The 20,492-nt window shown below is 70.1% G+C and carries 18 protein-coding genes and 4 pseudogenes; 12 read left to right on the top strand and 10 right to left on the bottom strand.

Going from position 1 to position 20,492, the window contains the following annotated elements:
* The first annotated feature begins 184 nt into the window (after positions 1–184).
* A complete protein-coding gene (locus tag ACZ4WS_RS18365) occupies positions 185–586 on the top strand; it encodes an SRPBCC domain-containing protein (protein ID WP_467981543.1) in 402 nt (133 codons plus the stop codon).
* Positions 587–609: 23 nt separating this feature from the next.
* Here ACZ4WS_RS18365 and ACZ4WS_RS18360 read toward each other — a convergent pair whose 3' ends face one another.
* From ACZ4WS_RS18360 to ACZ4WS_RS18345, 4 genes are all read right to left on the bottom strand, one after another.
* Positions 610–2,151 carry an ABC transporter substrate-binding protein gene (locus ACZ4WS_RS18360; RefSeq protein WP_467981541.1) on the bottom strand — a complete coding sequence of 514 codons (1,542 nt, stop codon included), beginning with the start codon at positions 2,149–2,151 and terminating at the stop codon, positions 610–612.
* Between the two features lie 37 nt (positions 2,152–2,188).
* Positions 2,189–4,288 (bottom strand): hypothetical protein, encoded by a 2,100-nt coding sequence (locus ACZ4WS_RS18355; protein ID WP_467981539.1) that lies wholly within the window; start codon positions 4,286–4,288, stop codon positions 2,189–2,191.
* A gap of 174 nt (positions 4,289–4,462) precedes the next feature.
* Positions 4,463–5,428: an isopenicillin N synthase family dioxygenase gene (locus tag ACZ4WS_RS18350; protein WP_467981537.1), complete on the bottom strand. Its 966-nt coding sequence runs from the start codon at positions 5,426–5,428 to the stop codon at positions 4,463–4,465.
* A complete protein-coding gene (locus ACZ4WS_RS18345; protein ID WP_467981535.1) occupies positions 5,421–5,870 on the bottom strand; it encodes a nucleoside deaminase in 450 nt (149 codons plus the stop codon). Before ACZ4WS_RS18345 ends, ACZ4WS_RS18350 begins: the two co-directional genes overlap by 8 nt.
* Before the next feature lie 101 nt (positions 5,871–5,971).
* Between ACZ4WS_RS18345 and ACZ4WS_RS18340 the strand changes: the two genes are divergently transcribed.
* From ACZ4WS_RS18340 to ACZ4WS_RS18330, 3 genes and pseudogenes are all read left to right on the top strand, one after another.
* Positions 5,972–7,243 carry a PucR family transcriptional regulator gene (locus ACZ4WS_RS18340; RefSeq protein WP_467981533.1) on the top strand — a complete coding sequence of 424 codons (1,272 nt, stop codon included), beginning with the start codon at positions 5,972–5,974 and terminating at the stop codon, positions 7,241–7,243.
* 100 nt (positions 7,244–7,343) lie between these two features.
* Positions 7,344–7,898: pseudogene (locus ACZ4WS_RS18335) on the top strand (SPFH domain-containing protein); the annotation flags it as partial.
* A gap of 134 nt (positions 7,899–8,032) precedes the next feature.
* Positions 8,033–8,455, top strand: a complete 423-nt coding sequence (locus tag ACZ4WS_RS18330) for a hypothetical protein (protein WP_467981531.1) — start codon at positions 8,033–8,035, stop codon at positions 8,453–8,455.
* On the opposite strand, the pseudogene ACZ4WS_RS18325 reads toward ACZ4WS_RS18330, so the two are convergent.
* Both ACZ4WS_RS18325 and ACZ4WS_RS18320 read right to left on the bottom strand, forming a co-directional pair.
* Positions 8,452–8,859 (bottom strand): annotated as a pseudogene (locus ACZ4WS_RS18325) (transposase); the annotation flags it as partial. The gene ACZ4WS_RS18330 and the pseudogene ACZ4WS_RS18325 overlap by 4 nt on opposite strands.
* 131 nt (positions 8,860–8,990) lie before the next feature.
* Positions 8,991–9,299 (bottom strand): annotated as a pseudogene (locus ACZ4WS_RS18320) (zinc-binding dehydrogenase); the annotation flags it as partial.
* Here ACZ4WS_RS18320 and ACZ4WS_RS18315 point away from each other — a divergent pair.
* Positions 9,286–9,432, top strand: coding sequence for a DUF397 domain-containing protein (locus ACZ4WS_RS18315; RefSeq protein WP_467981529.1), 147 nt, complete (start codon positions 9,286–9,288; stop codon positions 9,430–9,432). The pseudogene ACZ4WS_RS18320 and the gene ACZ4WS_RS18315 overlap by 14 nt on opposite strands.
* Here ACZ4WS_RS18315 and ACZ4WS_RS18310 read toward each other — a convergent pair.
* Positions 9,413–9,610 (bottom strand): annotated as a pseudogene (locus ACZ4WS_RS18310) (TetR/AcrR family transcriptional regulator); the annotation flags it as partial. The gene ACZ4WS_RS18315 and the pseudogene ACZ4WS_RS18310 sit on opposite strands and share 20 nt — an antisense overlap.
* Before the next feature lie 200 nt (positions 9,611–9,810).
* Between ACZ4WS_RS18310 and ACZ4WS_RS18305 the strand changes: the two are divergent.
* Entirely contained in the window at positions 9,811–11,610 is a 1,800-nt protein-coding gene (locus ACZ4WS_RS18305) for a protein kinase domain-containing protein (protein WP_467981527.1), read from the top strand.
* A gap of 79 nt (positions 11,611–11,689) precedes the next feature.
* Here the strand turns inward: ACZ4WS_RS18305 and ACZ4WS_RS18300 are convergent, their stop codons facing one another.
* On the bottom strand, positions 11,690–13,087 hold the full coding sequence (locus ACZ4WS_RS18300; protein WP_467981525.1) for a purine-cytosine permease family protein: 1,398 nt from the start codon (positions 13,085–13,087) through the stop codon (positions 11,690–11,692).
* A 240-nt stretch (positions 13,088–13,327) separates the two neighbouring features.
* Between ACZ4WS_RS18300 and ACZ4WS_RS18295 the strand changes: the two genes are divergently transcribed.
* Positions 13,328–14,296 carry a DMT family transporter gene (locus ACZ4WS_RS18295; RefSeq protein ID WP_467981523.1) on the top strand — a complete coding sequence of 323 codons (969 nt, stop codon included), beginning with the start codon at positions 13,328–13,330 and terminating at the stop codon, positions 14,294–14,296.
* Here the strand turns inward: ACZ4WS_RS18295 and ACZ4WS_RS18290 are convergent.
* Positions 14,184–15,077, bottom strand: coding sequence for a LysR family transcriptional regulator (locus ACZ4WS_RS18290; protein ID WP_467981521.1), 894 nt, complete (start codon positions 15,075–15,077; stop codon positions 14,184–14,186). The genes ACZ4WS_RS18295 and ACZ4WS_RS18290 overlap by 113 nt on opposite strands.
* Position 15,078: 1 nt before the next feature.
* Positions 15,079–15,477: a PLD nuclease N-terminal domain-containing protein gene (locus ACZ4WS_RS18285; RefSeq protein ID WP_467981520.1), complete on the bottom strand. Its 399-nt coding sequence runs from the start codon at positions 15,475–15,477 to the stop codon at positions 15,079–15,081.
* Positions 15,478–15,565: 88 nt separating this feature from the next.
* Between ACZ4WS_RS18285 and ACZ4WS_RS18280 the strand changes: the two genes are divergently transcribed.
* The 5 genes from ACZ4WS_RS18280 (at position 15,566) to mqnE (ending at position 20,466) form a co-directional block, all read left to right on the top strand.
* Entirely contained in the window at positions 15,566–17,017 is a 1,452-nt protein-coding gene (locus ACZ4WS_RS18280; RefSeq protein WP_467981518.1) for a menaquinone biosynthesis decarboxylase, read from the top strand.
* Complete coding sequence (mqnP, locus tag ACZ4WS_RS18275) at positions 17,014–17,916, top strand: menaquinone biosynthesis prenyltransferase MqnP (protein WP_467981517.1); 903 nt, start codon at positions 17,014–17,016, stop codon at positions 17,914–17,916. The genes ACZ4WS_RS18280 and mqnP overlap by 4 nt, the downstream gene beginning before the upstream one ends.
* 31 nt (positions 17,917–17,947) lie before the next feature.
* Entirely contained in the window at positions 17,948–18,640 is a 693-nt protein-coding gene (locus ACZ4WS_RS18270) for a UbiX family flavin prenyltransferase (protein WP_467981515.1), read from the top strand.
* A gap of 120 nt (positions 18,641–18,760) precedes the next feature.
* On the top strand, positions 18,761–19,216 hold the full coding sequence (locus ACZ4WS_RS18265) for an Lrp/AsnC family transcriptional regulator (RefSeq protein WP_467981513.1): 456 nt from the start codon (positions 18,761–18,763) through the stop codon (positions 19,214–19,216).
* A gap of 86 nt (positions 19,217–19,302) precedes the next feature.
* Positions 19,303–20,466 (top strand): aminofutalosine synthase MqnE, encoded by a 1,164-nt coding sequence (mqnE, locus tag ACZ4WS_RS18260; protein ID WP_467981511.1) that lies wholly within the window; start codon positions 19,303–19,305, stop codon positions 20,464–20,466.
* The last annotated feature ends 26 nt before the right edge of the window (positions 20,467–20,492 follow it).

Here is a 20,492-nt window from a genome sequence, read left to right as displayed (position 1 = left end):
GGTGCGGTTCCGGTGGGCCTGAGTCCCACCAGGGGCCGGAAGCCGGTATCGACGTGGGTGTGAGCGTGCCGCCGGCCCTCTCGGACGGGGACACCAAGAGTTACGATGAGTGGCTGACCGTGAAGGAGCACGAACATGACCAAGAGGGGGTGCGGGGAACCGCCGACCGGGCCACGCTGGTGTCATGACCCAAGCCATCGAAGAGGGCATCACCGAGACCCGGGGGGACACCCGCACCCTGCACTACCTGCTGCGTTTTCCCCAGCCTGTGGAGAAAGTCTGGACGGCGGTGGCCGCCCCCGAGGGTCTGCGGGGGTGGCTGGCCGCCGCGGAGGTGTTCGAGCCGCGGCTGGGCGGGGCGATCAGCCTGCACGGGATCGGCAGCGGGCGGATCACCGCCTGGGACGTGGAGCGCGTCGCCGAGTACACGGTGGAGGGGCGGGGGCGGATCCGGTTCCACCTGGAGCCCGGGGTGCCGGAGGGCACCACCGTCCGGTTCACCCACGAGCTCGAGGAGGAGCGGGAACCGGGGTGGCGGGCCCGTTTCGAGCGGCTCCTGAGCGCCCTGGATGCTCAGGGCGCATAAGGCGCTCAGGGCGCTCAGGGCGCTCAGGACGGCGGCAGGCACTCCTTCGCCGGAGGCTTCCCCTCCGGCCAGGCGATCTTCACGAAGCGTGCCTTGCCCTCCGGGGTGAGTTCCACGATCGGCACGGCCTTGTCGTACGGATTGCCGTGGATGTCCAGGCAGATCCACCCGCTCGCGCCGCTCACCCGCTGGGAGCCCTTCGTCAGCGTCCACTGGTTGGCGACGTCCGCGATCGGCGGGACCGTCTTGCCGTCCGCCGTGGCCTCGCGGATGCCCTGGACGGCCAGCGTCATGGCGTCGTACGCGATGATCGTCTGCCCGTCGTCGAGGGCGATCGGACCGATGGGGCCGACCGGCTTCCGCTCGCCGCGGCCGAGCAGCTCGTCGAGCACCTTCGCGTCGGCGGCGCTGCCCCCGGTCTTCGCGGAGTCCTTCGCCCAGGCGTCCGGGTGGGCGAGCGCCGTGTAGCGCACCGAGATGCGGTGCTTGAGAGCGCTGCGGTCGAGGTCCTTGTCGCCGGTGAGGTACGAGCCCTCGTCGCCGGTGAACAAGGTGAACGAGCGGTCCTGGCAGCCGCGGTCGCCCAACGCGTTGATGAACTGGCGCAGTTGGGTGTGGCGGCCGGCGAAGAGGATGGTGTTCGTGCCGGGCGCCGTGTCGCAGACGAGGTGGGTGATCTGGCGGAAGGTGTTGGCGGTGGTGCCTTCCTTGCTGCGGTCGGCGGGCGGGGTGAACGGCTGCGGCTGGTAGGGCGAGCCCGTGAGCAGCTTCTCGAAGGACGTCTGGAGCGTGCGGGTGTAGGGGTCGCCCGGCTTGTCGTACACCAGGAGCGCCTTGCCGGCCGCGACCTTCGCGAAGGAGGCGAGGGCGCGTGCCTCGTCGGTGTTGGTGGGGGAGACGCGGGCCAGACCGGGGTATGGGTCCTTGCCGTCCTGCCCGTTGGCGAGGTCGTCGGCTGTGATGGAGCTGCCGATCACCGGGATGCCGCGGTGGGTGAGCTCCTTGACGGCCTTCTTGTTGTTGTCGGTACTCAGCCCCACGCCGGTCACCGCGCGCAGCCGGTCGCGCCCGTTCGTCATCCGCTCCAGCTGGTCGACCGTGTGCCGCCAGTACTCGCCGGTGGAACCGGGGTTGGCCAGCACCAGCCGGATCTTCGGGGTCTCGTCGTTGGAGTAGTGGTTGGCCCGGTACTGGGCGAGATAGGCGCCCTGGAGCTCGTGCAGCGCGTCGCCCAGGTTGTCCGCGTCGGTCGCCGTGAAGGGTTCGAGCATCGCCACGGTGACGTAACTGCCGGGCTTCAGGCGGTGGTTCTCGGTGTTGATCGCCCGCACGGTGTCGGTGAACTGGGTGCGCCCCCAGTCGTACGCGGTCGTCGAGACGCCGACGCATTCGTCGCTGCCCTCGGGGCGTACGACTCCGGTGGCACAGGAGCGGTCGGGCGTCGCGAGCGTCTTGCCGCCCCAGACGCCGAGGCCGACCAGGACGGCCGCCAGCAGCAGGGCGACGTACCGACGGAAACGTATCTCCCAGACGTCCTCGCGCAGCCACACCCACAAGCGCGCCATCACCGTCCTCCGCCCTTGTTGTCCCACCCGCGCGCCATCACAGGCCCTCACCCTCGTCGTCGCCCGGGATACGGAAGAGGCGGCCGGCGAGAGCGTCCGACGGCCAGTCCCTGGAGGCCCGCCACAGCAGGGCGTTGCCCGCGGGCCGCAGATTCGACAGCTGCTCCAGCTCGAACCGCAGCCGGTCGGTCACCTTCGGGTCCGGCAGCACCAGCGGATCGGTCAACTGCCAGACGGCGTGCAGGAGTCGGCGCACCCGCAGATGGAGTACGGCGTCCACGCCGTCCGGCGGAGTCTGCGCCGCGTCCGTGTGGCCGAGCGCGACGGACGCGCGGTGGTCGTGGCCGTCGAAGTCGCGGCCGTCCGGATCGTGTGCGTGGTAGTACGGCGCGGAGGCGATGAAAAGCAGCGCCGCGAGCCACCCGCGCGTGTCGACGCGGTGGAAGCTGTCGCGCAGATGGGCGACCGCGAAGTCAGGCTTGCCCAGGGCGAGTTCGTGATGCAGCCGGTAACGGGCGCGGTCGGGATTGTCGTCGCTTCCGGGTACGTCGGTGTAGTGGTCGATGAGGGTGTGGTGCGCGGCCCGCCACTGCTCGTGGCCGGGGTCGCGGTGGTGCAGACGCAGCAGTAGCAGGGCGCGCAGGAACGGGTCGCCGACGAACTGACCCTCGGCCACCGGCCGGCCCTCCTCGGCGAGCCGCGCCTCCAGGTCCAGGACGCCCGAGGCGCCGAAGTCGTCCGGGAGCCGGGCCTGCGCCAGCGCGCACGCCGAGTCACGGTCGTGCGCGGTGGCGAGCACCGTCAGCTCGTCCAGGCGGCCGCCGGGCACGAGCCGGTCGAGGAGCTCCTGGTAGGCGGGGCGGCCGTCGTGGTCGTCGTGCAACGCGATGTCCGCGGTGAGCAGCGCGCCCAGGGTGGCGGCACCGGGCAGATTCTGGTGGGCGGACTCGGCGAGCAGGGCGATGCCCAGCGGGCTGCCGCCCGTCAACCGGTGGGTGGCGTGCGGGAGTTGCGGCGGAACCGGCACCTCACGGCAGGCGGCGCCGACGATGTGCAGCGTGTCGTCGGGCGTCAGCGGCGGCAGCGACACGAGCAGCGCTCGCGAGGACGGCGCGGTGTCCGGCTCCCAGTCGCTGCGCCGGGCGACGTCGGGCAGGGTGCGGCGCACGGCGTTGCGGAGCGCGGGATGGCTGTAGCCGCGCAGCGAGGTGAAGAAGACGACCTGGTCGGCGATGCCGTCGGCGCGGTCCCGCAGCACCGACTCCATCAGGCCCCGGCCCGCGGGCTCCTGCACGTTGTCGATGAGCACGACCGGGCGGCCCACCCGGTGCGAGCGCTGCAACGGCCCCGTGTAGGCGTCGTCGAGGTCCGCCAGCAAAGCCCGTACGAGATAACGCTCGGCGTGCGTCCGGGAGGTGCCGCCCGCCCTGAAGTGCCGGGAGAGCAGGATGAGTCCGAGCTTCGGGTTGCCGCCCGCGTTGGGATACTCGCGGTACCAGGTCGCCGCCCTGCGCAGCCGGTGGTGCGTGGGGGAGACGCCCTCCGAGAACGCCTCCAGGGTCGCCTCGATGATCGGCTCCAGGACCGGTCCCGTACCCGACATGGAGGCGACGAGCTTGGCGATCACCTTGTTCACCCAGCGGCCCGCGAACCCGGCCAGCCACGAACCGCTCTCGTTCAGCAGCAGGATCCGCTCCGCCTCCTGCCGGATGCGCGGCACGTCCCGGTCGCTCCAGCCGCCCGCCGCGACGGCCAGCAGCCCGGCCGCCAGGCGCGGAAAGGCGATCCGCCGGGCGCCGGTCACCGGCTCGGCGAGCTGCTCGGCGACCGTGGTCAGCGCCTGTGCCACCGGCGACCAGGACTCGGCCGGACGCTCGGGCGCGGGACCCGCGAACTGCTGCTCCTCGCCGTCGATCAGCGCGACGGGCGTGTGCCCCTTGCAGGCCTCCCGGAGCTCCCCGAGCACGGCACTCTTGCCGAGTCCGCGACCGCCCGCGAACACCACGAAGGGGAGTTCCTTCGCGTGTTCGTACGGCGTCGCGCGGTGCTGGTACGGACGCAGGCCGACAAGTCGTGGCACGAGCCCGGGCGGATCGGTGTCGAACAGCGCCCCCCGGCCGTGCAGCCCTCTGTGCACCGCATCTCCCCCTGTTGCGGTCCGAGTCCCGCCTGCTGCTGTTCCTGCTGCTGTTCCTGCTGCTGTTCCTGTCGTCATCGCTGCTGTGAGGTGTATCAACAACAGTTTAAAAAGGGGGAGTTGGTTCGGGATAGGGTGCCTGGTGTCCGTTGGGTTACGAAAATTTTCCGCCGGTCAGCCGACTGTGATCGAGTCGAGCTTCTCGCGTAGATAAACATGAGAGTCGACGGGTGCGTAGGCGACGCGGCCCACAGGGGCCGGCACGGACTCGACGAGGGTCCCTGGCGTGCACTCGCCGAAGTAGACGAGGGACATCAGCTCCTCGGCGGGCGCGTCGGCGGGCGGCGGCAGCACGCGGTGCCTGCCGGAGCGCCACCTGTCGCCGGTCCAGCGGGCCATCAGATCCCCGATGTTGATGGTGAACGCCTCCGGGTCGAAGGGCGCGTCCTCCCAGCCGCCCTCGTCCGTGAAGACCTGGAGCCCGCCCTTGCCGGCCTGCCGGTCGAGGATCGTGACCGTGCCGAAGTCGGTGTGCGGGCCGATGCGGAACTGGCCGGGCTGCGGCTCGCCGATGACCTCGGTCCCCGGATACCAGTTGATGTTGAAGCCGTACGTCGGGTGGTCCATGTGCTTGGTGAAGAAGTCCGGCTCCAGGCCGAGGGCCTCGCCGAGCAGGGCGAGGAGATGGTTCTCCAGCTCGCCCATCCGCGCCAGGTACTCCTCGCACAGCTTCTGCAGCTCGGGCGCCTCGGCGGGCCACACGTTCGGCGCGTACCACTCCGCGTTGGTCTCCGGGTCCTCGAAGGGCTCGTGCGTCGCGAAGGTCAGCGACTCCTTGAGGTCCGGCGGGGTCTCCGTACCCTCCGAGTAGCCGTTGGCCTCGGCACCCGGGCCGAGCCAGCCGCGTCCGCCGACCTGGGCGGCGTACGGCTGCTTCGTCCCGGTGGGGAGGGTGAAGAAGGCGCGGGCGGCGTCGCGGATGTTCTTGCGCAGGGCCGGGTCCACGCCATGGCCCGTGACGAGGAGGAATCCGGCCGTCTGGAGGGCCTGGTCGACGGTGCGGGCGATGTCCTTGCGGGCCTCCGTGTCCCCGGACAGCCAAGGGCGCAGGTCGATGGTGGGGATACGGGGTTCAGTCACCGATGTCCTCGTTCCAAAGGTCGGGGTGGTCCTTGATGAAGTCACGCATCAGGGCGGTGCACTCGGGGTCGTCCAGCTGCACGATCTCCACGCCGTGTCCGGCCAGCCAGTCGTGCCCGCCCCGGAAGGTGGCCGACTCGCCGATGACGACCCGCGAGATCCCGAACTGGCGCACCAGACCGCTGCAGTACCAGCAGGGGGAGAGGGTGGTCACCATCGTCGTACCGCGGTACGACCGCTGCCGTCCCGCCGCACGGAAGGCCGCGGTCTCCGCGTGCATGGACGGGTCGTCGTCCTGGACGCGGCGGTTGTGGCCGCGGCCGAGGAGGGTGCCGTCCGCGCCGTACAGGGCGGCCCCGATGGGGATGCCGCCCTCGGCGAGTCCGGCGCGTGCCTCCGCGACGGCGGTGGCGAGCCACGCGCGTGCCTGTGCCTGATCCATACCTTCACTCTCCTTCGCCGGAAACACCGGGGCAACGTGCGGAAAGTACTCTCCCGGCATCCCGCAGCCGGACGAACTGTCAGCGCCCGAAGGAGGTCCCCGTGCCCGCACTCACCCTCCGCGAGATCCTGGCTCTCGACCCCGTCCGCTCCACCGAGCCCGAACTCCTGGCGGGGGAGGCTTCCCTGGACCGCCCCGTCCGCTGGGTGCACTCCAGCGAGGTGTACGAGGGCGCGAACTTCCTCGACGGCGGCGAACTGCTCCTCACCAACGGCTTCGGGCTCACCGACGCCGACGAGGGGACGCGGCGACAGTACGTCCGCGAGCTGGCCGCGCGCGGTGCGGCGGGGCTGGCCGTGGAGGTCGGGCGCTCGCTCGTGCGGATGCCCGAGGAAGTGGTCGACGAGGCCCGGCGGCTGGGGCTGCCCCTGCTGGCCCTGCACCGTGTGGTCCCCTTCGTCCGCATCACCGAGGCGGCGAACCGGGCGATCGTGGCGCGCGGCCTGTCGGGGCGTTCGGCCGGGCGCCTCTGGGGCGGCGACCACACCGCCGCCCTGCTGGCCGACCTCGCCGACGGGCAGCCGCTCAACCAGCCAGAGGTGGAGGCGCGGGCGGCGCTCGCCGGGTTCCATCCGGGGTCGGCGGCGCGGCTGGTCGGGGTGTCGGCGCACGGGGCGCGGGCGGATCTGGGAGTGGTCGACCGTGCCGCGCGGTCCCTGGGCGGGGTCGCGGTGCTGCGGGCGGCGTTCCCGGGGGACGTACTGGCGCTGGTGGCGATGTCCGGGGACGCCGGGGCGGGTGCGCGGGATGTCGTACGGGCTGTGCAGGAGGCCTTCCGGGCGGTGGCCGAGGCCGGAGTGACCGTGGCGGTCGGGCACGCGGTCGTCGCGGGCGGCGGCTGGCTGCGCTGGAGCGAGACGCTGCGGGCGGCGCGTACGACGCTGGAGCTGGCCCTCACCGTGCCGTCGGCCGAACCCGGTGTGTCCGGGGGCCCGGTCGTGACCTCCTCGCGTGCGTTCACACTTGAACGCGAGCTCACCCGCGGTGGCGTGGACGCCAACCGCGACCGCCTCGCCCGTCTCGTCCAGCACACCCTGGGCCCCCTGCTGGCCTGGGAGGCGGCCCACCCCAGCGACCTCGTCCGCACCCTGGAGGTCCACCTCCGCCACGGCTGCTCACCCACCCGCACGGCCGCGCTCCTGCACATCGGCCGCCAGTCCCTCTACCAGCGCCTCGAACGCATCGAGACCCTGCTGGGCCTGGAGATCGACGACCCCGACCTGTTGGGGGAGTTGCTCGCGGCGGCTTGTGCGCACCGGGTGGTGCGGGGGATGGGAGAGGCTTCGGTACGGGGGCTTCGCACGGTGGCCTGAGACCGGGAGGTCTGGGACACTCCGGACAGCGGCATCCGAGGGGCACGACACGGTGGCCCGGGGGACGGGGGGAGTCGCGATGAAGACGCGCTATGGGTTCCTGATCGCCGGGGGAGCGGTCCCCCTTGTCCTGGGGACGTGCATCCGGCGCCTTCCACAGGCCAACGCCGTCGTTGTCGAGCGCTTCGGCCGCTACACGCGGACGCTCAACGCCGGCCTCAACATCGTGGTGCCGTTCGCCGACGTCATGCGGAATCGGATCGACCTCCGCGAGCAGGTCGTGCCGTTCCCTCCGCAGGAAGTCCTCACCCTGGACACCCTGGCCGTCAAGGTCGACACCGTCGTCTACTTCCAGGTGACCGACGCGCGGGCCGCCACCTACGAGGTCACCAGCTACTTGCGGGCCATCGAGCAGCTCACGGCCATCTCCCTGCGCGACATCTGCGGCTACATGGACCTGGAACGCATCCTGAGCTCCCGCGAGGAGATCAGCGCGGCCCTGCGCGGCATCCTCGACGAAGCCACCGGCAAGTGGGGCATCCGGATCAACCGCATCGTCATCAACACGATCGACCTGCCCGCCGCCGCCCGTGAGGCGATGGAGCGGGGGACGCACGCCAGGAGCGACGGACGCGTCGTACGCCTGGGGGCCGAAGACGAAGCCGGCGAGCGGTAAGGGGAGCACTGGGCAGGGCGGCTTATGGCTCGGTGCTCACGGTGCCGGGGGTGCCCCTATGCCTTTGGTCAAGGTGGATGGGTGCTGGTTCGGACGTCTGGAACGATGTGCCAGTGCATGCTGATGATCAGGTTGGCGAGGGTGTCTCTGCGGACCTCGCGGTGTTTCTCCAGAACGCTGCCGACGACCGTCCGGTGAAGATCGTTCCTTCCGTCTGCGGCGTCTGCGGCGGGCGCGTGTTCTTCGTGCTCGTTGACGATGTCGAGGGCGGAGCCGAGCGGGTGTGCGCTGGTTGCGGCGGCCGCGCGTTCATCGCGGATAGCGAGGAGTTCTGGGAGGACGCGGATCCTGGCGAGGCCGGCTGCCCGTGCGGGAGCGAGGAGTTCGAGACGGCAGTCGCATTCTCGCTCGCTGGCGACGGGTCGGTCCGCTGGGTGACCGTTGGGCTGCGGTGCCAGAAGGACGGCGCCGTGGGTGTCTATGCCGACTGGAAGATCGACTACGGCCCCACGGACCACCTCCTGACCATGGTCTAGGTCTGCGGAGCGACCGCCCGAACAGGCTGCGGTTCGTAGAAGGTGCCGTCCCGGAGCATCGCGAAGAGGACATCTGCCCGGCGCCGGGCGAGGCAGAGCAGGGCCTGCGTGTGGTGCTTTCCCTGCGTGATCTTCTTGTCGTAGTAGGCCCGCGACGCCGGGTCGCCCAAGGCAGCGAATGCGGAGAGGAAGAAGGCCCGCTTGAGCTGCTCGTTTCCCCTCCGCGACGGCTGTTCGCCGCGGATCGACGAACCTGAACTGCGGGTCGCGGGTGCGAGGCCGACGTAAGCGGCGAGGTGGCCGGCGGTCGGGAAGGTGCTGCCGTCACCGACCTCGATGAGGATCCTGGCTCCGGTCCTGACGCCGACTCCCGGCATAGACGTCAGGACCTTCGAAAGAGGGTTGCGGCGGGTGGTCGTCATGGCGGTGAAGAGTAGCCGGGGGGTACGACAGTGCAGCGAGGCCGGCTCTTAGGGGCGCGGGGAACTGCGCGAGCAACCCCCACTCACCCGAACCCGACGAACAAACCGGTCTTTCAGGGGCGCAAGGAACTGCGCGGCGAGTCTCCCCCCGCCCGCAGCAACAGCTTCCCGGTGCTGCTCCGTGTCCCCATCATTCGGTGGGCCTCAGCCGCGTCCTCCAGCCCGAACTCCCCGGTCACCGGCAGGGATACGGAACCGTCGACCACCGCCGCGAAGGCCCGCTCGGCGATCGCGCGCAGCTCGCCCGGTGCCGTCTTGGCCAGCCCGAGGATGGAGAACCCGGCGACCGACAGGCCTGTGGGGTAGAGCTCCGGCTGCCCGACCGTCCACGGCTCCGCCGAGCTCGCGTTGCCGGGCGACAACGGCGGCGACTGCATCGAAATAGCCCCCGCTATCCCCGACTTCGTCCCCGTCCGTGACAGCAAGAACGCCCACGGCCCGGTCCTCGTCATCACCCGTTCCGCCTGGGCGGCGTTCATGTCGGCTCTCCGCTGACCGACCGCCAGATCCTGTCCGGCAGGAGCTGCGCGGCCTCGTCGAGGTCCACGTCGCCCACCCCGGACAGCCACCGCCGTGCGACGCCGATGACGGGGCCCAGCACCAGGGACTCGATCAACGGCAGGGGAAGCGGGGCCAGCTCGCCCGACTCGACGCGAGGTTGGATCCACAGGGCGACGATCCCGCTGACGTCGGACATGAGTCGCTGCGACAGCAACTCCCGTACGCAGTACGCGTTTTCCTCCACCTATACCCTCAACGGGACGCCGATCAATCAGTACGTTTACTGCTTGATCGGCCTTGGCGCGTACGCGCGCTGAAACGCGTACGCGCACTGACAGAGGAATGACCGTGAACGGGGAAAACGGGGCAGGCGTGACAGATCTGAACGGCAGCGGAGCCGAATCGCTGGAGGCGGAGGATCCGCGGTGGATCGGGGAGATCCCGCTGGTGGGCCGGCTCGGGTCCGGCGGCATGGGGCGGGTGTATCTCGGCGTGCACGAGGGGCGGTACGCCGCCGTCAAGCAGGTGCTGCCCTCCGTCGTCGCCGAGGACAAGGACTTCCTGCGGCGCTTCGGACATGAGCTGGACAACCTCTCCCGGCTTCCCGAGGAGGCCACCGCGCCGCTGCTCGCCAGTGACCGCGACGCACGACCGCCGTGGTTCGCCACCGCGTACGTCCCCGGGCTCACCCTGCGGGAGGCCGTCGAACTGCACGGACATCCGCTGCCCGCCGACGCGCTGTGGCTGCTGCTGCGTGAGGCGGCCTCGGGTCTGGCCGCGGTGCACGCGCTGGACATGGTGCACCGGGACCTCAAGCCGTCCAACGTCATGCTGACCCTTGACGGCCTCACCCTCATCGACTTCGGTGTCGCCCGTGCCGCCGAACAGAGCCAGCTGACCATGACCGGCGTGGTCGTGGGCACGCCCGCCTACATGTCGCCCGAACAGGCCTCGGGGGCACGGCGGTTGACCGGTGCCGTCGATGTGTTCGCGCTGGGGTCGATGGCCGCGTACGCGGCATGCGGCCGGCCGCCCTTCGGCGACGACTCCGGGCACGCCGTGCTGTACCGCATCGTCCACGAGGAGCCCGACCTGGCTCCGCTGCGCGCGCTGGATCCCGAACTCGCCGAGGTCGTCGCGTCCTGCCTCGGCAAGGATCCCGAGGGCCGTCCCACCGCCGCCGAACTCGCCGAACTCACCGAGCGGCATGGGCCGTTCGCCGATCCGCCGTGGCCGGAGACCATCGCCGAGCCGCTGTCCGAGCGGGCCGCCTTCGCCGCGACGGTGCCGGATGCCGACAAGCTGCCCGCCCGTCCCGTGCCGACCCTGCCCTCCCCCGAGCCGAAGGCGGAATCGGACAAGCCGAAGCCTCCGGAGTCGGAGCCGACCCCAGAGGCCGCCCCGGACCCGAAACGACGCGAACGCCGCCGGACCCGCGTCCTGTTCGCCGTCGTTCCCGTCGTGGTCGTGGCGACCGGCACGACCCTCGCCATCCAGCTGCTGCCGTACACGTCCTCGCCGGACGACGAGGCACGGACCACCCCCTCCGCCTCGGTGTCGGCGTCACTCGACCCCACGTCCCCCTCCTCGGGCACGGCGAAGTCGCCGTCCTCGTCGGCGGATCAGAGCAAGGGCAAGGGCAAGGGCAAGAGCAAGGGGACAGGCGGGACGCAGGCGGACGCCGGGGGCACGAGCACAAGCACGGGCGCGCAGGACAGCTCCGACGGCTCCGACACCTCGGACGGCTCGGGCGGAAGCAGTAGCAGCTCGGGCAGCTCAAGCAGTTCCGGCGGCACCTCGACGAAGGCCCCCGCCAGCGGCTACTACCAGCTCACGAACGCCGCCGACGGCCAGTGCCTGGTGATGAGCGACTACAGCGGAGCGGTCCTCGGAGCATGTTCGGACAGCCCGGCGGCCTCATGGGCTTACAAGAGCGTGTCGGGCGGCGCATTCCACGTGGTCAACGAGCACACCGGCAAGTGTCTGAGTGTGAGCTCCTACAACATCGTGACGGCCGACTGCGACCAGAGCACCCAGCTGTCCTGGCGCACGGGCTCCGGCGGCACCCTGCAGAACATCTACAACAGCCGGTGCCTCGACGAGTCCGCAGGCTGGCCGGTCACCTCGACCTGCGTGTCCGGAACCGCATCGCAGCGCTGGACGAGGACATGACCTCCCCTGTCGGCCAGTTGGAGTTGACCTGGCCGACGAGGGCGACAGTCGCGACAGGGGAGCGACCGCCGGTGTTCTCTCAGGCCTTGGCGGCGAAACGTCCGCGCAGCACCGCGTACAGTCCCGCGCTCACCGCGAACCCCACCAGACACGTGATGTCGCCGAAGGACGCCCAATGCTTCGGCACCCACCCGACGTACTTCTCCTGGTTGGAGAAGAGCGGGACCGAGACCGCGACGCCGGCCAGCAGGGCCGTCAGGCCGGGCCAGTTGGTGAAGGAGCGGTCTCCCATGCGGTGGGCCAGTTCCTCGTCCGAGGCGGTACGGCCCTGAAGCCACCGCTCCACCAGCACGACGCCCAGCCACGGACCCACCCAGTACGCGATGACCAGCAGGAACGCCTCGTACGCCGCCCCCGCGTCCGACAGCGACGCCCACGCGGCCGCCGTGCCTACGACTCCGGACAGCACCACCAGCGCGCTGCGGCCCAGCCAGGCGGGCAGCTTCAGGCCGAGCGAGGTCATCGACATCGCGGAGGAGTAGATGTTGAGGGCGTTCGCCGAGATGCCGCCGAGGATGATGGCGAGCAGCGTCAAGTCGCCCAGCCAGCCCGGGAGATGGCCGGTGAAGGCGGCGGTGGGGGTCCCGCCCTGCGGTGCCACGATCGTCGCCGAGGCCGCGCCGATGATCGACACGAGCGCGACCGACACGAACAGACCGGCCGCCGGATACAGCACCGTCCTGAGCCTGCTCGCCGTGCGCGGCAGGTAGCGCGAGTAGTCCGTGGCGTACGGGTTCCAGCCCGCCGCGTACCCCCAGGCCGTGCTGAACGCGAGCAGGAAGCCGCCGATGCCGCCGCCCGAGCCGCCCCCGCCGAGGTCCGCGTGCTTGAACGTCCACACGCCCGCCAGCAGGAAGACCACCGCGAGCGCCGGGAACGCGTACTTCTCGAAGACGTGCACGAAGTTGTGGCCGATGAAGCCGATCGCGATCTCCGCCACCACCACGAGCAGCAGGGAGGGCAGGGGCCTGAGGCCCGTCAGCGTGTTCAGCGCGAAGGCCGCGCTCACGCTGTTCACCGCGAACCAGCCCACGCCCGCCACCAGGGCGTTGACGCCGGACGGCAGCAGGTTGCCCTGGTAGCCGAAGGAAAGGCGGCCGATCACCATCTGCGGCACCCCGAAGCGGGGGCCGTCCAGGGACAGCACGCCCTGGGTGAGCGCCCCCAGCGCGGTGCCCAGCAGCAGTGCCGCCGACGCCTGCCAGAAGTTCAGGCCGAAGAAGAGGACCGAGATCACGCCGATGTAGACGGTCGCGAACTCGATGTTCGGGGAGGCCCACGTCCACAGCAGCTGGAGTGGGGTGCCGTGCCGTTCGGCGTCCGGGATCGGTTCCGAGCCCGCCGTCTCGACGGCGATGACCTTGTCGCCGTACTCGGGGGAGAGGGCTGGGGCTGAACTGGCGGGAGCAGTCGTCATGCCCGGTAAGTGTCCGGCCCGCCCGGGTCCCGGCCCAGGGGCGCATTGTCTGCTTCGGGAGGCTCGTCGGCGTACAACCTGTAGGTATCGGCCGACTTGTAGGTAGCGGCCGGCCTGTAGGTAGCGGCCGGCCTGTAGGTTTCAGCCGACCTGTAGGTATCGGCGGCGCCGATGAGCCCATCGGCAGGACGCCCCACTGGCTCGTGGACCGGCCCCGGCCCCCGCTCCTACCTTCGGGCCATGACCTCCAAGAGCGCACTCGAAAGCAAGGGCACCACCCAGCTGACCGCCGCCATGATGCTCTCCGGCACACTCGGCGTCTTCGTCGTCGAGTCCGGTGCCTCGCCCTTCAACGTCGTCTTCTTCCGCGTCCTCTTCGGCGCCCTCGCCCTCGGCGGCTACGCCCTCGCCCGCGGCTACTTCCGCGACCACGGCTTCACCCCGCGCAAGCTCGCCCTCGCCGCACTCGGCGGCGTGTTCATCGTCTTCAACTGGGTCTTCCTCTTCCAGTCGTACGAGAACACGTCGATCTCCGTCGCGACGGTCGTCTACCACACCCAGCCGTTCTACGTGGTCCTGCTGGGCGCCCTCCTCTTCCGTGAGCGGCTCACGGTGGCGAAGGTCGGCTGGATCGTGGTCGCCTTCGCGGGGCTGATCCTGGTCTCGGGTGTCACCCCGGCGGATCTCACCGGCGGCGGCAGCTATCTGACCGGCATCGGCCAGGCCCTCCTCGCCGCGCTCCTCTACGGTCTGTCCACCCTCGTCACCAAGCGCGTCACCGGCGTCCGCCCGCACCTCATCGCGCTCGTCCAAGTCCTCGTCGGCATCCCCCTGTTGCTCCCCTTCGCCGACTTCGGCGCGATGGCCGGCACCGGCGCGGACTGGGGCTGGCTGGTCGGGCTCGGGGTCATCCACACCGGCCTGATGTACGTCCTGATGTACGCCGCCTACGCCAAGCTCCCGACCGCGAAGATCGCCGTCCTCGCCTTCACCTATCCGGCCGTCGCGATGGTCATGGACTGGGCGGTGTACGGGCACCACATCGGCCTCGTCCAGGCCCTCGGCGTCCCGCTGATCGTGACGGCCAGCCTGAAGGTCACCCTGGCGAAGTCTGCTCCCGCACCAGCCGCCGCGCCTGCTCGGCGAACAGCCGCACATGCGCCGGAAGCCGCTTCCCGGCCCGCCACGCCAGTTGCGTCCGAAGCGTGAACGGCGGCTTCCACGGCAGCCGCACCAGCGTCCCCTCCGCCAACTCCGCGGCGACCGTCACCTCGGGCAGCAGCGCGATCCCGAGACCGGCCGCCGCGGCGCGTTTGGTCGCCTCGATCGTGCCGAACTCCGTGAAGGACACGGGGGAAAGGGAGTTGAGCTCCCGCTCGAACAAGTCCCGGTAGGCGCAGCCGGGTTCGGTGGCGAGCAGCGACTCCCGTACGAGGTCGGAGGTGAGCACGGCCGACGGTTGTGCCAGTGGGTGGCCGGGGGCGGCCACCAACGCCAGCGGCTCCACCGCCAGCACCTCCGCCTCCAGACCCGCGTGCTCGGTCTCCTCCTCCATCAGGAAGCCGACGTCGTACGTCCCCTGCCGCAGCGCCTGCCGGGTCTCGTCGCCGATCGTCGTCCGCAGCGAGAGCCGTACTCCCGGATAGCGGTGATGGAACAGCTCAAGGAGGGGCAGCAGCCGGTACGAGGTCAGCGACTCCATGGTGCCGACGGTGAGGGCGCCGGAGGGCTCCTCCGCGCCGGCGACCGCCGCCCGCGCCTCCTCGCTCAGCTCGATGATCTGCCGGGCATAGGGGAGCAGCCGCTCGCCCGTCTCCGTCAGCCGGATACGGCTGCCGAGCCGGTCGAAGAGCTCCGTGCCGAGCGAGGACTCCAGAGCGCGGACCTGACTGGTCACACTGGACTGCGCGTACTTCAGCTCGGCCGCGGCCTGCGTGAAGCTCAGCACGGTCGCGACCTTCTCGAAGGTCACGAGCAGTCGCAGTTCCATGTCAGGACTCGTCTTCCGCCCTGCCCTGCTGTTCGCGCCGGCGCAGCTCCTCCTCGCGGCGCCGCAGGTCGGCCTCCCAGTCCTTCAAGAGTGCCTCGTCCTTGCGGTTTTCGGCTTTGAGCGAGTTGAGGAACTCGGGGTTGTCGTCGGGCGCGACGAACTCCGTGCGGTGGTTGCGATGCCACTCGGAGGGCGTGGACCCGCCCGCGGGAACCTTGCGGGCCCTGCCCGCGACGAGCCAGGCGATCGGCCCGACGAGCACTTCGCCGAAGAGCAGGATGATGATCACCCAGACCACCTTCGGCAGGCCCCGGACCTCTTCCTCGGGTGTGTTCAGGCAGTCGATGAACGCGTAGATCCACAGCGCCAGGACCAGCAGAAACGGCAGATACCTGAGCATGGCCGGACGATCCCCCAGTGAACGACGGCGGGGCGGCACGGGCCCCCGGTGACGGCCACAGGGTAGCCGGTGTCCGATACTTGGACCCATGGCTTACGACGATCTTCGCTCCCTGCTCCGGGCTCTGGAGCGCGAGGGTGACCTCAAGCGCATCAAGGCCGAGGTCGACCCGTATCTCGAGGTCGGGGAGATCGTCGACCGGGTACAGAAGGCCGGTGGACCGGCGCTGCTCTTCGAGAACGTGCGCGGGTCGGCGATGCCGCTCGCCATGAACGTCTTCGGGACCGACCGGCGGCTGCTCAAGGCGCTCGGGCTGAAGTCGTACGGCGAGATCTCCGAGAAGATCGGCGGGCTGTTGAGGCCCGAGCTGCCGCACGGGTTCGTCGGGGTGCGCGAGGCCTTCGGGAAGCTCGGCGCGATGACGCACGTACCGCCGAAGAAGGTCAAGGAAGCGCCGGTCCAGGAAGTGGTGCTGCGCGGGGACGACGTCGACCTCGACGCCCTCCCGGCCCTCTTCACCTGGCCCCAGGACGGCGGCTCCTTCTTCAACCTGGGCCTGACGCACACCAAGGACCCGGAGAGCGGCATCCGCAATCTCGGGCTCTACCGCCTCCAGCGCCACGACAAGCGCACCATCGGCATGCACTGGCAGATCCACAAGGACAGCCGGAACCACTACCAGGTGGCGGCGCGCAGGGGCGAGCGGCTGCCGGTCGCGATCGCCTTCGGGTGTCCGCCCGCCGTGACGTACGCCTCGACCGCCCCGCTGCCCGGTGACATCGACGAGTACCTCTTCGCCGGGTTCATCCAGGGCAAGCGGATCGAGATGGTGGACTGCAAGACGGTGCCGCTCCAGGTGCCGGCGCAGGCCGAGGTCGTGCTGGAGGGGTGGCTGGAGCCCGGGGAGATGCTCCCGGAGGGCCCGTTCGGCGACCACACCGGCTTCTACACGCCGCAGGAGCCTTTCCCGGCCCTCACCATCGACTGCGTCACCATGCGGAAGCGGCCGCTGCTCCAGTCGATCGTCGTGGGCCGGCCCCCGACGGAAGACGGACCTCTCGGTCGGGCGACGGAGCGGTTCTTTCTCCCCCTCCTGAAGATCATCGTGCCGGACATCGTGGACTACCACCTCCCCGAGGCGGGCGGCTTCCACAACTGCGCGATCGTCGCGATCGACAAGAAGTACCCCAAGCACGCCCAAAAGGTGATGCACGCCATCTGGGGCGCGCACATGATGTCCCTGACGAAGCTCATCGTGGTCGTCGACTCGGACTGCGACGTGCACGATCTGCACGAGGTCGCGTGGCGGGCGCTGGGGAATACCGACTACGGCCGTGACCTCACGGTCGTCGAAGGGCCGGTCGACCACCTCGACCATGCCTCCTACCAGCAGTTCTGGGGCGGCAAGGCGGGCATCGACGCGACGAAGAAGTGGCCCGAGGAGGGCTACACACGGGACGGGGGATGGCCCGAGATGGTGCTGTCCGACCCGGAGACGGCGGCGACGGTCGACCGCCGCTGGAAGGAGTACGGGCTGTGAGTTCAGCTTCCGCGGCGCTCCCGCAGCCGGGACGCACCAAGGCCTTTCTGCGCCTGGTGATGATCGAGCACTCGGTCTTCGCGCTGCCCTTCGCGTACACCGCCGCCCTGACCGCGATGTTCCAGTGGGACAAGAACATCCACTGGGGCCGGCTGCTGCTGGTCACGATCGCGATGGTCGGCCTGCGCACCTTCGCCATGGCCGCGAACCGGATCATCGACCGCGAGATCGACGCCCGCAATCCTCGTACGGCCCATCGCGAGCTGGTCACCGGCGCGATGAGCGTGAAGCACGCCTGGACGGGCGCGCTGGTCGCCCTGGTGTTCTTCCTCGGCGCCGCGGCCCTGCTCAACCCCCTGTGCCTCGCGCTCGCGCCCATCGCGGTGATCCCGATGGTCGTGTATCCGTACGGCAAGCGGTTCACGAACTTCCCGCAGGCCATCCTGGGTCTCGCCCAGGCGATGGGTCCGATCGGCGCCTGGATCGCCATCACCGGCGCCTGGTCCTGGGACGCGGTGATCCTCGGCCTCGCGGTCGGCATCTGGATCGGCGGCTTCGACCTGATCTACGCCTGCCAGGACGTCGAGACGGACCGTGAGGTCGGCGTGAGGTCGGTGCCGGCCCGCTTCGGGATTCCGGCCGCGATCTGGGGTGCGCGCGGCTGCCACGCCGTCACCACCGGCCTCTTCGTCTGGTACGCCCTCGCCACCGGCGCCGGAGCCTTCTTCTGGTTCGGCCTGCTGATCGTCGCGGGCGCCTTCCTCTACGAGCACTCCATCGTCAAGCCGCACGACCTGTCCCGGCTGAACCGCGCGTTCTTCAGCGTCAACGGCTTCATCGGCATCGCGCTGTTCGTGTGCGCCCTGCTCGATCTGCTGGTGCGTGGGCTCACGGTCTGATTCCGGGCAGGCTGCGGATAGGCTCGGCATCATGAAGCCAGGACAGACGCAGCGCCGGCCTTGGATCGTGGGGGTGTCGGGCGCGTCCGGTACGCCGTACGCCGCCGCTGTGCTGCGTGCGCTTCTGGAGGCGGGGGAGAGCGTCGACCTGGTCGTCAGCAGGGCCTCGCGGCTCACGCTGCTCGACGAGACCGGCCTCCCCTTCCGGGACGCCCACTGGCAGAACGACCTGCGGGAATGGCTGGCGCGGGGCGCCGACGGGAAGCCCGGCACCTTCGCCGCCTTCGAGGGACGTATCGACGCCGTACGGCACTGGAGCGCGGGTGACCTGGCAGCCGGACCGTCCTCCGGCTCGTACCCCGCCAAGGGCATGCTCATCGTGCCCGCCTCCACCGCCTGCGTGGCCGGAGTCGCCCTCGGCCTCTCCAAGGACTTGTTGCAGCGGGCGGCGAGCGTGACGCTCAAGGAGGGGCGCAAGCTGGTCGTCGCCGTACGGGAGACTCCGCTGAACGGGCAGACGCTGCGCCACCTGGTCTCCCTGGACGACGCGGGCGCGACCGTACTGCCGGCCTCACCGGCGTTCTACGCGGGGGCCACGCACATCCAGGACCTGGTGGACTTCGTCGCCGGGCGGGTGCTCGACGCGGCGGGCGTCGAGCACGACCTGTACCGGCGGTGGGAGGGCGAGCTGGGCGGCGGCTCGCGCGGCGGCACCACCACCTGAGCACTACGTGAGCACCACCTGAGCAACGCGCACGACCACTCAGCACTCAGCACGCAGCACTTCAGCACTTCAGCACTTTCAGGAACTCTTCAGACCTTTTCAGTGGAAGGCTTCAATCGCATGGACGCGGTGGACAGGCAGCTCATCCAGGCCCTGAGGGAGAACGGCCGGGCCTCCTACGCGGAGCTGGGGCGCCTCGTCGGTCTGTCGGGACCCAGCGTCACCGACCGCATCAACCGGCTGGAGGCGGCGGGCGTCATCACCGGTTACCGCGCGACGGTCGACTCGGCCTCGCTCGGCCTCGGCGTCATCGCCCTGATCGGCATCTCGCTCTCCGACGCCGCCGACCACGAGGACGTGGCCCGTCGTCTGCGGGACCTCAGCGAGATCGAGGACTGCTGGTTCATCGCGGGCGACGACTCGTTCATGCTCAAGGTGCGGGCGAGCGACGTGGACGGCCTGGAGAAGACCATCCGGCGGCTGTCGGGGACGAAGGGTGTCTCCCGTACGCGTACGACCATCGTGCTCTCCACGAAGTGGGAGAACCGGGTCGGGGAGCTGCCTGAGGAAGGCTAGGGCACGAAGTGCCTGATGGGGGCCCCTCCCGCCCGGAGGGTGGGGGAGTACGGTTGACACGGTTCGTCACAGGAAGAGGTAAACGCATGGATGTCGGACTCAAGCGCGAGCTGGAGGACAAGGTCCGGGCCGGTGAGCGGCTGACCCGCGAGGACGGCATCGCGCTGTACGAGTCGGACGACCTGGCCTGGCTCGGCGGGCTCGCGCACGAGGTGCGCACCCGTAAGAACGGTGACGTGGTCCACTTCAACGTCAACCGTCACCTCAACATGACGAACGTGTGCACCGCGTCCTGCGCGTACTGCTCGTTCCAGCGCAAGCCGGGCGAGAAGGACGCGTACACGATGCGCATCGAGGAGGCCGTCCGCCTCGCCAAGGCGATGGAGAACGACAACCTCACCGAGCTGCACATCGTCAACGGCCTGCACCCGAACCTGCCGTGGCGCTACTACCCGCGGTCGCTCAGCGAGCTGAAGAAGGCCCTCCCGAACGTCTCGCTGAAGGCGTTCACGGCCACGGAGATCCACCACTTCGAGACCATCTCCGGGCTCTCCGCCTCCGAGATCCTCGACGAGCTGATCGACGCCGGTCTGGAGTCGCTGACCGGCGGCGGCGCCGAGATCTTCGACTGGGAGGTCCGGCAGCACATCGTGGACCACCGCACCCACTGGGAGGACTGGTCGCGCATCCACCGGCTCGCGCACGAGAAGGGTCTCAAGACCCCGTGCACGATGCTGTACGGGCACATCGAGGAGCCCCGCCACCGCGTCGACCACGTCCTCAGGCTCCGTGAACTCCAGGACGAGACCGGCGGCTTCCAGGTCTTCATCCCGCTGCGCTACCAGCACGACTTCGTGGACATGAAGGACGGCAAGGTGCGTAACCGCCTTCAGGCGCGTACGCAGATGGCGACCGGCGCCGAGGCCCTGAAGACCTTCGCGGTCTCGCGCCTCCTCTTCGACAACGTCCCGCACGTCAAGGTCTTCTGGGTCATGCACGGCGTCCAGACCGCCCAGCTCGCCCTCCAGCACGGCGCCGACGACATGGACGGCTCGGTCGTCGAGTACAAGATCACGCACGACGCGGACAACTACGGCACGCCGAACAAGCTGACCCGCGAGGACCTGCTCGACCTGATCAGGGACGCCGGGTTCCGGCCGGTGGAGCGGAACACGCGGTACGAGATCATCCGGGAGTACGACGGTGCGGACCCGGAGCGTCGGGAGTCGCCGCAGCCGATGCGGGTCTGACTTCCCGCCCGCACACTTCCCACCCG

This window comes from Streptomyces sp. NPDC029292 (assembly GCF_055569295.1).
The sequence above is the reverse complement of the archived record's forward strand: the minus strand, read 5'-3'. Positions and strand labels throughout refer to the sequence as shown.